Below are 12,140 nucleotides of genomic sequence, written 5' to 3'. Positions count from 1 at the left end.
CGATCAGCTCGACGCGGGGAGAATCGGGGCACATGAGCGGTACGGCTGCGGCGGACGTGTTCGCCGCGGGTGGCGACGTCGGCCGTGACCTGGCCGCCGTGGACTGGACGCAGACGCCGCTCGGACCCCCGGGCGCGTGGCCGCAGAGTCTGCGCACGGCGGTCAGCATCCTGCTGGCGTCACGCTTCCCGATGTGGATGGCGTGGGGGCCGGAGCTCACCTTCTTCTGCAACGCGGCATACCGGCGCGACACGCTGGGGCGCAAGTACCCGTGGGCGCTCGGCCGGTCGGCCAATGAAGTGTGGAAGGAGATCTGGGGTGACATCGGCCCCCGGATCGAGAACGTGCTGAGCACCGGCGAGGCCACCTGGGACGAGGGCCTGCTGCTCTTCCTGGAGCGCTCCGGATACCCGGAGGAGACCTACCACACCTTCTCCTACAGCCCGCTGCGCGACGACGACGGCGAGCTGGTCGGGATGCTCTGCGTGGTCAGCGAGGAGACCGACCGGGTCATCGGCGAGCGCCGGATGGCGACGCTGCGTGACATCGGCTCGGACCCGAGCGTGATCCGCACCGAGCAGGAGATGCTGGCGTTCACGGCGCAGCAACTCGGCAAGAACCTCAAGGACCTGCCGTTCACGCTCACCTACCTGTTCGCCGAGGACGGGCGGGCGCTGCTGGCCTCGTCGACCGGGATCGCGGCCGGGCACCCGGCCGCGCCGATCATCGGTGAGGCGGGCGGGGTGTGGCCGATCGAGGGCCCGGTCCGGCACGAGTCGGCGCTGGTGGAGCTGACCGGTCCGGCCTTCGAGGCGCTGCCGGGAGGCGACTGGCCCGAGCCGCCGTCGCAGGCGCTGCTGGTCCCGCTGCTGCGGCAGGGCGGCGCGCCGTACGGGTTCCTGGTCGCGGCGCTGAACCGGTACCGGCCGCTGGACGAGTCGTACCGCGGCTTCGTCGAGCTGACCGCCGGCCACGTGGCCGCCGGGATCGCCAGCGCCCGCAGCTACCGGGCCCAGCAGCGGCGGGCCGAGGAGCTCGCCGAGCTGGACCGCGCGAAGACCACCTTCTTCTCCAACATCAGCCACGAGTTCCGCACCCCGCTCACCCTGATCATGGGTCCGCTGGAGGAGTTGCGCGGCCGCGTCGACCCGGCGCTGCGCGAGGAGGTCGAGGTGATGCGCCGCAACGGGCTGCGCCTCGGCAAGCTGGTCAACGCGCTGCTCGACTTCTCCCGGCTCGAGGCCGGCCGGATGCAGGCCCGCTACGAGCCGGTCGACCTGGCCGCCACCACGGCCGAGCTGGCCAGCGTGTTCCGGTCCGCGGTCGAGCGGGCCGGCCTGACGTTCGAGGTGGACTGCCCGCCGCTGCCGGAGCCGGTCTTCGTCGACCGCGGCATGTGGGAGAAGGTGGTCCTCAACCTGCTCAGCAACGCCCTGAAGTTCACCTTCGACGGCGGCATCCGGGTCAGCGTGCGCGCCGACCACGGCAACGCCGTGGTGACGGTCGCCGACACCGGCGTCGGGGTGCCGCAGGAGGAGATGCCCCGGCTGTTCGAGCGCTTCCACCGGATCGAGAACGCCCGGTCGCGGTCGAACGAGGGCAGCGGCATCGGCCTGGCCATGGTGAAGGAGCTGATCCTGCTGCACGGCGGCACGGTCGGCGCGGAGAGCACCCACGGTGAGGGCACGACGTTCACCATCCGGCTGCCGTTCGGCGCGGCGCACCTGCCGGCCGACGCGGTGGCGGGCTCCTCGGGCGTGCCGGCGTTCCCGTCCGGCGCCGACCCGTTCGTGCAGGAGGCGCTGCGCTGGCTGCCGTCCGGCGGCGAGGTGCCGGTCGAGGTGCCCGCCCCGGTGGCCGGGGACCCGGCCCGGGTGCTGGTCGCCGACGACAACGCGGACATGCGCGACTACCTGGCCCGGCTGCTGCGCTCGGCCGGTCACCTGGTCACCGCGGTCGGCGACGGCCGGCAGGCGCTCGACGCGGCCCGCGCCGACGCGCCCGACCTGGTGATCAGCGACGTCATGATGCCGGTGATGGACGGCCTGGAGCTGGTGGCGGCGCTGCGGGCGGACTCGCGCACGGTCGGCGTCCCGGTGCTGCTGCTCTCCGCCCGCGCCGGTCAGGAGGCCGCGATCGAGGGTCTCGAGGCGGGCGCCGACGACTACCTGTTCAAGCCGTTCTCGGCGGCCGAGCTGCTGGCCCGGGTGCGCGCCAACGTCGAGCTGGCCCGGTTGCGCAACCACCACACCCGGTGGCGGACCGCGCTGGTCGAGCAGCTGCAGGAGGCCTTCTTCGTCTGTGACGCGGAGGGCTCGGTCATCGAGATCAACAAGGCGTTCACCGACATCCTCGGCTACGGGCAGGAGGGCCTGCCGTACCGGCCGGTGCACCCGTGGTGGCCGGACGCCGCGTCGGACGCCGACGCGCACGCCGAGGTGTCCGACGCCTTCGACCTGCTCACCACCCACCAGCACGGCACCTACACCATCCCGGTCACCCACCGTGACGGGCACCGGCTGTGGGTGGCGGCCGCGTTCACCCAGGTCCGCGACCCGGACAGCGGGCAGCAGGTGATCGTCGGCACGTTCCGGGACGTCACCGACGAGCACTACGCGATCCAGCGGGAGAGCGCCGTGGCCTCGCTCAGCCTGCGGCTGTCGCAGGCCGACGACCTGCCGGGCGCGCTGGGCGGCGCGCTTGCGGAGCTGCGGGGTCTCTGGCATGCCGGGTACGTGTCGGCAGCCGTGTTCGACGGTTCCGGGGCGCCGGCGTTCCACGCCACCGACGAGGAGCTCACCTGGGAGGCCCTCCCGCAGGCCCGCCGGGACTCGATGGCCGCGCTGCGTGACGGGCCGCCGCTCACCGCGGTCAGCGAGCAGCTCGCCGGCGCCGGCATCGCGCTGGCCCACCCGGACGGCACCATGGTCGTCTGGCTGGAGCTCGGCGACCGGCGGCCGTTCACCGAGCAGGACGAGACGCTGCTCGCCCTGCTCGCCGGCCACCTCGGCCAGGGCCTGCGCCGGGTGCACCAGATCGACCAGCAGCGGGAGACCGCGCTGGCGCTGCAGCGGGCCATCCTCGGCCCGGCGCAGCTGCCGGCCGGGTTCGCGGTGCGCTACGAGCCGGCCACCCGGCCGCTCAAGGTGGGCGGCGACTGGTACGACACGGTCACCCTGCCGGACGGCCGGATCGGCATCGTGGTCGGCGACTGCGTCGGCCACGGGCTGCCCGCCGCGACCGTGATGGGCCAGCTGCGCAGCGCCTGCCGGGCCCTGCTGCTGCAGGACACCGGGCCGGCCCGCACGCTGACCGCCCTGGACCGGTTCGCGGCGCTGCTGCCCGGCGCCACCTGCGCCACCGTGTTCTGCGGCGTGCTCGACCCGGCGACCGGGCACCTGGTCTACTCGAGCGCCGGGCACCCGCCGCCCATCGCGGCGCACGCCGACGGCACCATCGAGCTGCTCGACCGGGGCCGGTCCCGGCCGCTCGCGATCCGGCCCCAGATGGAGCGGGTCGAGGCCGAATACCGGATGCCGCCGCGGGCCACGCTGCTGCTCTACACCGACGGCCTGGTGGAGCGCCGGCGGCAGCCGCTCACGGCCGGCATCGAGGCGGCCACCGACGCGGTACGGCTGGGCCGCAGCACGCCGATCGACGACCTGGCCGACGAGGTGATGGACCGGCTCGCCCCGGCCGGCGGGTACGACGACGACGTCGCCCTGCTGATCTACCGGCAGCCGGGCCCGCTCGAGCTGGAGTTCCCGGCCGAGGCGTCCCGGCTCGCCCCGGTGCGCTCGGCGCTGCGCGGCTGGCTGGAGCGCTGCGCCATCGACCCGGTGACGATCCAGAACGTGCTGGTCGCGGCGGGGGAGGCGTGCGCCAACGCGATCGAGCACGGGCACCGGGACCGGGGCGGGCAGATCCGCCTGCGCGCCATCGCCACCGCCGAGGACCTGCGCCTCACGGTCGTGGACAACGGACAATGGCGGACGCCGCGCGAGGCCGACAACCCGTACCGTGGTCGGGGCCTCATGCTGATGAGGGCGTTCATGCACCACGTCACCGTCACCACCGGCATCGCCGGCACCACCATCGACATGCAGGCGAGGATCGTCCCATGACCACGGCGCTTCAGCTGACCAACGGGCAGCGGCCCGACGGCGTCCCGGTTCTCGCGGCGGCCGGTGAGATCGACATGAGCAACGCCGACCGGTTCGCCTCGGCGCTGGAGGCCGCGGTGTCCGGGTCGGACGCGGCCCTGCTGCTGGTCGACCTGACCGCCGTGGAATACCTGGACAGCGCGGGCCTGGCGACGCTGTTCCGGCACGCCGACCGGATCGAGGTGGTGACCGGGCCGCTGCTGGCGCCGCTGCTCAACGTGTCCGGGCTGGCCGAGCTGACGACGGTCCGGGGTCTGTGAACGAGAAAGGACCGGCCCGCTGGGCCGGTCCTTTCTCGTCGGTGCTTCTCCGCCGGTCAGCAGAGCTTCCGTCGGTCAGAAGCGGCGGAGGAGCGCGTCCCAGCGGCTGCGCGACCGGCGCGCCTCGACGGCCTTGGCGGTGCCGTAGACCCCGGCGGCGACGACCGCCGCGATCGCGGCCGTGGCCAGGATGATCGGCAGGATGCGGCGGCGGTCCTTACCCACCAGCTCCTCGACGGCCGCCTCGGTGTCCGCCGCGATCTCGGCGGTGTCGCCGGAGGGCGCGATGTTGCTCTTGGCGTCGACCGTGCTGTCGTAGATGGTCATCAGGTGTCCTCCCAAGGGGCTTTCACAGCGACTTGCCCCGTTCCCGATCCGGTTAACCGGATCATCACCGGCGGGCGGCCGGCCTCGCCTCATCCCGGGCGGATGGTTGCCCTAGGCTCGGCCGGATGCTCGACGTGTTGATGTGGCCCGACCGGCAGTGGCCGGAGTCGCGCCGGGAATGGGAGCGCGCCGACCGGATGGGGATCGGGCGGGGCTGGCTCTGGGACCACCTGACGCTCGGCGGCCGGCCGGTGTGGCACGACGCGTACGCCACGCTCGCGGCCGCCGCGGCGGTGACCACCCGGATCGGGGTGGGCACCATGGTGACCGCGCCGAACTTCCGGCACCCGGTCACCACCGCGAAGGCGGCGCTGGCGCTGGACGCGATCAGCGGCGGCCGGTTCGTCCTGGGGCTGGGCGCCGGCGGGCCGGGCGCGGACGCCGAGGCGCTGGGCACGCCGCCGCTGACCGCGGGCGTGCGCGGGCGCCGGTTCGCCGAGTTCGCGGCGCACACCCACCGGCTGCTGACCGAGCCGGCGCCGACCCTGGACGGGGAGTTCTTCACGGCCCGGGCCGCGGACGTCGGCGGCGGGGCGGGCCGGCCGCCGATCGCGGTGGCCGCCACCGGGCCGCGCGGGATGGCCGTGGCGGCCGCCTGCGCCGACCTGTGGATCACCCAGGACGTGGTGAAGGATCCGCGGGTCGGCGCCGCCACCCCGTTCGCCGAGGTGGCCCGGCAGCTCGGCCTGCTGCGCGAGGCCTGCGCGCGGGCCGGCCGGGACCCGGACACGCTGCCGGCCGTGGTGGTGCTCGGGTACGGCGGGGAGCGTCCCCTGGACTCGGAGGAGGCCTACCGGGACTGCCTCGGCCGCTACACCGTCATCGGCGCGTCCCGGCTCGTGGTGCCGTGGCCGCGCGGCGACGACGCGGACCGGCGGCTCGGGGTGCTGGAGCGGGTCGCCGCGCTCTGACCCTGTCGCTCAGGATCGGCGGGCCGGTGCCGAATGGTCCAGCGATGAGTGGCGTGTCCGTGCAGCCGAACCCGGTGCAGAATGCCCTGGCCGACCCGGCCCGGCTGGCCGCGGTGCGGGCGACCGGCCTGATCGACCGGGACGACGCGGTCCTGGACCGGATCACCTCGCTCGCCCGGCGGCTGGTCGGCGGGCGCCGCACCCTGGTGACGCTGGTGCAGGAGGAGCGCCAGTGCTTCGTGAGCCAGGCCGGTCCGGACGCGTCGCCGATGGTCCGGGAGACGCCGCTGACCCACTCCTACGGCCAGTACGTGGTCGAGTCGGGCCGGCCCATGGTCGTGCCGGACGCCCGGGAGCACCCGCTGCTGCACGACAACCCGGCGATCGCCGAGTTTCAGGCGATCGCCTACCTCGGGGTGCCGCTGCGCTCGCCGGACGGGTTCGTCCTCGGCACGCTCTGCGCGGTCGACAGCGAGGTGCGGGAGTGGACCGCCACCGACGTCGGGGTGATGGAGGACCTGGCCGCCGCGGCGACCGCCGAGATCGCCGCGCAGGTCGCCGTGCACGAGGCGGCCGAGGCGAGCGCCCGGCTCGAGAAGATCGTCGGCAGCACCCTGGACGCGTACGTGGCGACCGACCCGGGCGGCCGGATCACTGGCTGGAACGAGGCGGCCGAGAAGATGTTCGGCTGGGGGGTGCCGGAGGCGCTGGGCCGCCCGATGAGCGAGCTGATCATCGCGCCGCAGGACCGGCGCGAGCACGCCGCCTGGCTGATGGCGATGTCGTTCGAGGTCGAGGTCGACCCGGCGGGCCGGCGGATCGACCTCACCGGCGTGCAGCGCGGCGGCCGGCAGTTCCCGATCGAGCTGTCGCTGACCGCCCTGGACCGGCCGGGCGGCATGGCGGCGTACATGTTCGTCCGCGACCTCACCGCGGTACGCCGCAGCGAGATGCTGCGCAACCTGGAGTACTCGGTGGCCGGCGCGCTGGCCGCGTCGCAGAGCGTCGAGCAGGCCACCGACCAGGTGGTGGAGGCGCTGGCCGAGGGCCTGGGCTGGCCCTACATCGAGTACTGGCACCTCGACGACGACGAGACCCGGATGGTGCGGCTGGCCGTCGCGGCCCGGGACCGTGCCGTGACCGCGCCGATGGAGGAGATGAGCGAGTTCGGCCGCGGCCACGGCGTGGTCGGCCAGGTCTGGGAGTCGGCGTCGGCCCGCTGGATCCGGGAGCTGCCGGCCGCCGACATGCCGCGCTCGGCCGCCGCCGAGGCGTCCCGGCTGAACACCGCCGTCGCGGTGCCGGTCCGCAACGGCACCGACGTGGTCGGCGTGCTCGCGGCCTTCGAGCGCCGGCGCACCGAGCCGGACCAGGAGCTGATGGCCGCCCTGGACACCGTCGCCACCCACATCGGCCAGTACGTGCACCGCCGCCGTGCCGAGGAACTGGAACTGGAGCTGTCCCGGGCGCGGCGCGACTTCGACCGGGTCATCGCGAACCTCGAGGACTTCATCTGGACCGTGAAGGTCAACGCGCCGGGCGACGTCGCGATGGTCTACTCCAGTCACGACCGCACCGGCATCTTCGGCGGCCTGGTGCCCTCCAACGCCGAGCTCTCCGACGTCGCGACGTCCATGGTGCACCCGGAGGACCTGCCGCAGTTCGCCGCGTTCGGCGCCGAGATGCTGGGCGGGCAGGCCGCGCAGATGACCTGCCGGGTGATCGGCGCGGACGGCGTGACCCGCTGGGTGTGGACGCGCGCGGTGCCGCGGATGGAGGGCGGCGCCTTCTACATCGACGGCGTCTGCAGCGACGTCACCGAGCGGCAGCACGACCAGGAGCAGCTGCGCCAGCAGGCCGAGCTGCTCGACCTCGCGCCGACCGCGGTGATCGTGAAGGACCTCGAGGACCGGGTCACCTACTGGAACCGGGGCGCCGAGGCCACGTACGGATGGGACGCCGACGCCGCCCTCGGCTGCCCGACCCACCGGCTGCTCGACACCCGGTTCCCGGTCCTGCGCACGCTCGTCGACACCGAGCTGGCGGAGAAGGGTGAGTGGCACGGCGAGCTGGACCACCTGCGCAGCGACGGCACCCGGATCACCGTGCTGTCGCACATGGCGGTGCAGTACGACGACGCCCGGCACCCGGTCGCGATCCTCGAGGTCAACATCGACGTGACCGCCCGCAAGGTCGCCGAGCGCCGGATGGCGGACAGCGAGAAGCGGCTGCGCACCCAGTTCTCGCTGGCCACGGTCGGCCAGGCCACGATCGCCCTGGACGGCCGGTTCCAGCAGGTCAACCCGGCGCTCGCGGCGATGCTGGGCCGGTCGGTGGCGGTGCTGGAGGGGATGACCCTCGACGACATCACCCACCCGGACGAGCGGGCCGACAACCACCGGGCCGCGGCCCGGCTCTTCACCCAGGACCTGCCGCTGGACCGGCACCTGCGGATGCTGCACGCCGACGGGCACCTGGTGGACGCGGCCATGGGCATGTCCCTGGTCCGGGACAGCGACGGCCAGCCGGTCAGCTTCATCGCGGTGCTGCAGGACGTGACGGCGCGGCTCGCCGCCGAGCGGGAGCGCGCCGCGGCCGAGGCCGAGCTGGCCGAGCGCAACGACGAGCTGGAGGACAGCAACTCCCAGCTGGCCGCCGCGAACGCGCTGAAGCTCGACCTCATGGGCATGCTCTCGCACGAGATCGGCACCCCGCTCAACACCATCACCGGGTACGCGGAGCTGCTGCTCGGCAGCCTCGACGACGTCACGCCGCCGCACCGCAAGGCGGTCGAGGTGATCGCCCGCTCGGCGCGCCGGCTGGAGATCCTGCGCGCCGAGATCCTGACCATGTGCACCCTCGACGCCGGGCAGATGAGCGCCACCCCGGAGCCGGTGGAGCTGTGCCCGGCGCTCGGCGACATCCTGGCCGGCCTCGAGGTCAGCCCGCCGGTCAGCTGCGCGCCGGGGATGACCGTCCTGGTGCACCCCAGCCACCTGCAGCAGATCGTCACGAACTTCTGCACGAACGCGGCCAAGTACGGCGGCGGCGTCACCGAGGTGATCGTCGAGCGGCGCGGCGGCACCGCGGTGATCGGGGTGTGCGACGAGGGCGAGGGCATCCCGGAGGACCTGCGGCCGCACCTGTTCGACAGGTTCACCCGGGCGGCCGGGATGAGCCCGGCGATCAAGGGCCACGGCCTGGGGCTCTACATCGTCAAGGGGCTCGCCGAGGCGAACGACGGGACGGCCGGCTACGAGCCGAACCCGAAGGGCGGCAGCATCTTCACGCTGACGCTGCCGATCTCCTGAAGGACCCCTTGCCGTCGTTCTTGGCCTGGTACATGGCCTGGTCGGCGACGCTGAGCGCGTGCGAGGCGCCGGTGAAGGAACCGGCGGCGAGACCGACGCTGGCCCCGGTCACCACCCGGTCCCCGGACGGCAGCCGGAAGGGGTCCGCGAAGGCCGCGACGATCCGTTCCGCGATGCCGGCGCCGGTGCCGTCGCCGTCCGGCAGCAGGATCGCGAACTCGTCGCCGCCGAGGCGGGCCACCAGGCCGGCGTCGCGGACGCACTCCCGCAGGCGCCGGGCGGCCTCGACCAGCACGGCGTCGCCGGCCGCGTGCCCGAAGCGGTCGTTCACCGGCTTGAAGTCGTCGAGGTCGACGAGCATGACCCCGACGTCGGCGCCGGACTCCAGCGCGGAGGAGAGCGCGTCCAGGAAGAAGGCGCGGTTGCGGGCGCCGGTCAGGCTGTCGGTGAACGCCATCGTGTGCAACCGCTCGGCCAGCGCGTCCCGCTCGGTCAGCAGGCGGGCGTTGTCGATGAACGCGATCAGCTGCCGGGCCACCACGATCGCGCTGCACGTCACCGCGCCACCCAGGATGATCCACGCCCGCAGGTCGAGGCCGTAGATCGCGAGCGTCGCCACCAGCAGGCCGAAGACCGCCGCGAGAGCGAGATAGGGCAGGACACTGTACGGCCTCCGTCGCACGCGGGGCGCCACCGCGCGATACCGGCGGTACTGGAGCCAGGCCGTGCCGAGCAGCATCACGTGCGAGCCGACGCTGAGCACGAACACGAGTCCGGGCCGGCCCTCCCGGGCCAGCGCCGGGCCGAGCGCCCGGGCGACCCCCTCGGCGATCGCGGCGACCGGCCCGACCACCCCGACGTGCCAGTGGAACGGCGCCGCACCGCTGAGGTAGAGCCGGCCGGCCGTGAACGCGGCCATCATGGCGACCACCGGCCCGGCCGCGATCCCGGCCAGGTTCTGGGTGAACGCCGAGCCGGTCACCGTCCAGTAGATGCCGTAGACGCCGGCCGCCACCACCACGGTCGCCAGGTCGAGGTGGTAGCAGAGCCGGACGTGCGCGGAACGGTGCGGCAGTGGATAGGTCGCGAGGACGGCCACGAGCGCGGACCCGCCGAGAGCGAGCGCGACCGTGCGGGCCGCGCCGGTGCCGGTGAGCGCCTCCACCGACGAGGGCGCCGCGATCGTCTGGGCCAGCTGGATCCACTCGCCGGCGCTGAAGATCACCCCGGCGGCCGCGAACGTCCGCCAGAAGCGCCGCTGCGGGTCGTCCGCGGCGATCCGCGGCAGCGAGCGGACGATGAAGTAGGTCATGGCCGTGGCGCAGACGGCGACCGCGAGCCAGCAGCTGATCGCCCCCACGGTCCTCCTGTCGGCAGGTTGCGCCGATCGGTGAGCGCTTGACGTGATCATGAGGGCCCGGATAGCTTGCAGCCACAACTGAACAAGCCGTTCACCCGCAGCGGGAGAGCTCCGATTCTCGTGAATCGGACGCCGAAGGAGCAACTTCTCCCTCAGAATCTCTCAGGCCCCCGTACCGCTGCGATGCAGGCGACTCTGGAAAGCCGTCCCCTGGGACGCGCCCACGGTGCAAGCCGCCCCACGCGGAGGCGGTGAAGCTCTCAGGCCCCATGACAGAGCGAGGGAGGCCCACCCTTCTCGATCCTGGAGCCTCCCGTGAGACGCACCGCGCTCTTCGACGTCCATGCGCGCCTCGGCGCGAGCCTCACCACGTTCGCCGGCTGGACCATGCCGCTGCGCTACGGCAGCGACCTCGCCGAGCACCACACCGTGCGGACCGCGGCCGGCCTGTTCGACCTGAGCCACATGGGCCGCATCGCGGTGACCGGGCGCAACGCCGCCGAGTTCCTCGACTACGCGCTGGCCGGGCGGCTGTCCACGGTCAAGGCGGGCCGGGCCAGGTACACGATGCTCTGCCACACGACCGGCGGCGTCCTCGACGACCTGGTCGTCTACCGGCTCGCGGAGGACCGGTTCCTGGTGGTGGCGAACGCCGCCAACGCCGCGATGGTCCGGGCCGTGCTGGGCGAGCACGCCAACGGCTTCGCCGTGGAGATCACCGACGCCGGCGGCTCGCTCATCGCCGTCCAGGGCCCGCACGCCGTGAAGGTCGTGGGCGCCGGCGACGACCTGCCCTACTACGGCATCCGGCCCGCGGAGGTGGCCGGCCGCGACGTGCTCCTGGCCCGCACCGGCTACACCGGCGAGGACGGCTTCGAGATCTACTGCGCGGACGCGGACGCCGAGGCCGTCTGGGACGCCCTGGCCGCCGGCGGGGCGAAACCGGCCGGGCTGGCCTGCCGGGACACGCTGCGCCTCGAGGCCGGCATGCCGCTCTACGGCCACGAGCTCACCGTGCGGACCACCCCGTTCCACGCCGGCCTCGGCCGCGTCGTCGCCCTCGACAAGCCGGACTTCGTGGGCGCCGAGGCGCTGCGCCGGGCCGCCGCCGAGGGCACCGCGACGGTGCTGACCGGCCTGGTCACCGCCGGGCGCCGGGCGCCCCGCGCCGGCCACGCCGTGCTCGACCCGGTCAGCGGCGACCGGGTCGGCGAGGTCACCAGCGGCGCCCCGTCGCCCACGCTGGGCCACCCGATCGCGATGGCCTACGTCCCGCCCGTCTTCGCCACCCCCGGAACCCGGCTGGTCGTCGACGTGCGGGGAACCCGCGAGGACGCCGAAGTCGTCGCACTGCCCTTCTACCGCAGGAGCCCCCAGTGATCCCCCTGAACCTCCGCTACAGCCGCGACCACGAGTGGCTCACCGACGACGAGATCGCCACGGTCGGCATCACCGCGTTCGCCGCGGACGCGCTCGGCGACGTGGTCTTCGTCGACCTGCCCGAGGTGGGGACGGTCACGAAGGCCGGCGACCCGTGCGGCGAGATCGAGTCGACCAAATCCGTCAGCGAGGTGTACGCGCCGGCCGATGGAGAGATCGTGGAAGTCAACAGGGCGCTCGCCGACGACCCGGGGCTGATCAACTCCGATCCATACGGCGCCGGCTGGCTCTACCGGGTACGGGTGACCGGCACGCCCGAGGTCCTCGACGCCGCGGCCTACGCCGCGCTGATCTCACCGGAGTCATGA

8 protein-coding genes and 1 riboswitch are annotated in these 12,140 nt (G+C 73.7%); of the genes, 6 read left to right on the top strand and 2 right to left on the bottom strand.

From position 1 onward, the window contains the following. Window positions 1–32: 32 nt before the first annotated feature. Window positions 33–4,124, top strand: coding sequence for a SpoIIE family protein phosphatase (locus tag AB0G10_RS34860; protein ID WP_360931730.1), 4,092 nt, complete (start codon window positions 33–35; stop codon window positions 4,122–4,124). Beyond that, window positions 4,121–4,423: an STAS domain-containing protein gene (locus tag AB0G10_RS34855; RefSeq protein WP_360931727.1), complete on the top strand. Its 303-nt coding sequence runs from the start codon at window positions 4,121–4,123 to the stop codon at window positions 4,421–4,423. The genes AB0G10_RS34860 and AB0G10_RS34855 overlap by 4 nt, the downstream gene beginning before the upstream one ends. A gap of 75 nt (window positions 4,424–4,498) precedes the next feature. Here the strand turns inward: AB0G10_RS34855 and AB0G10_RS34850 are convergent, their stop codons facing one another. Continuing rightward, the gene (locus tag AB0G10_RS34850; protein ID WP_360931724.1) at window positions 4,499–4,750 is read right to left on the bottom strand and encodes a hypothetical protein; all 252 of its coding nucleotides are present in this window, start codon (window positions 4,748–4,750) and stop codon (window positions 4,499–4,501) included. Window positions 4,751–4,875: 125 nt separating this feature from the next. Between AB0G10_RS34850 and AB0G10_RS34845 the strand changes: the two genes are divergently transcribed. Both AB0G10_RS34845 and AB0G10_RS34840 read left to right on the top strand, forming a co-directional pair. Continuing rightward, window positions 4,876–5,721: an LLM class flavin-dependent oxidoreductase gene (locus tag AB0G10_RS34845; protein ID WP_360931721.1), complete on the top strand. Its 846-nt coding sequence runs from the start codon at window positions 4,876–4,878 to the stop codon at window positions 5,719–5,721. 44 nt (window positions 5,722–5,765) lie between these two features. Further along, window positions 5,766–9,032 (top strand): PAS domain S-box protein, encoded by a 3,267-nt coding sequence (locus tag AB0G10_RS34840; protein WP_360931718.1) that lies wholly within the window; start codon window positions 5,766–5,768, stop codon window positions 9,030–9,032. Here AB0G10_RS34840 and AB0G10_RS34835 read toward each other — a convergent pair. Beyond that, complete coding sequence (locus AB0G10_RS34835) at window positions 9,007–10,392, bottom strand: GGDEF domain-containing protein (RefSeq protein ID WP_360931715.1); 1,386 nt, start codon at window positions 10,390–10,392, stop codon at window positions 9,007–9,009. The genes AB0G10_RS34840 and AB0G10_RS34835 overlap by 26 nt on opposite strands. 91 nt (window positions 10,393–10,483) lie before the next feature. Continuing rightward, a riboswitch (glycine riboswitch) is annotated at window positions 10,484–10,580 on the top strand. Between the two features lie 127 nt (window positions 10,581–10,707). On the opposite strand from AB0G10_RS34835, the gene gcvT reads away from it, so the two are divergent. Both gcvT and gcvH read left to right on the top strand, forming a co-directional pair. Then, window positions 10,708–11,772 (top strand): glycine cleavage system aminomethyltransferase GcvT, encoded by a 1,065-nt coding sequence (gene gcvT / locus AB0G10_RS34830; protein ID WP_360931712.1) that lies wholly within the window; start codon window positions 10,708–10,710, stop codon window positions 11,770–11,772. Beyond that, entirely contained in the window at window positions 11,769–12,140 is a 372-nt protein-coding gene (gene gcvH, locus AB0G10_RS34825; RefSeq protein ID WP_360931709.1) for a glycine cleavage system protein GcvH, read from the top strand. Before gcvT ends, gcvH begins: the two co-directional genes overlap by 4 nt.

The organism is Actinoplanes sp. NPDC023714 (genome assembly GCF_040639855.1).
GTDB lineage: Bacteria > Actinomycetota > Actinomycetes > Mycobacteriales > Micromonosporaceae > Actinoplanes.
Note: the sequence above shows the minus strand (reverse complement) of the source record. Positions and strands in the feature narration are given on the sequence as shown.

Excerpts from the sequence above, each read along its gene's own strand:
- AB0G10_RS34855 (WP_360931727.1), top strand. The coding sequence starts at position 4,121 with ATGACCACGGCGCTTCAGCTGACCAACGGGCAGCGGCCCGACGGCGTC.
- AB0G10_RS34860 (WP_360931730.1), top strand. The coding sequence starts at position 33 with ATGAGCGGTACGGCTGCGGCGGACGTGTTCGCCGCGGGTGGCGACGTC.
- AB0G10_RS34845 (WP_360931721.1), top strand. The coding sequence starts at position 4,876 with ATGCTCGACGTGTTGATGTGGCCCGACCGGCAGTGGCCGGAGTCGCGC.
- AB0G10_RS34840 (WP_360931718.1), top strand. The coding sequence starts at position 5,766 with ATGAGTGGCGTGTCCGTGCAGCCGAACCCGGTGCAGAATGCCCTGGCC.
- AB0G10_RS34850 (WP_360931724.1), bottom strand. The coding sequence starts at position 4,750 with ATGACCATCTACGACAGCACGGTCGACGCCAAGAGCAACATCGCGCCC.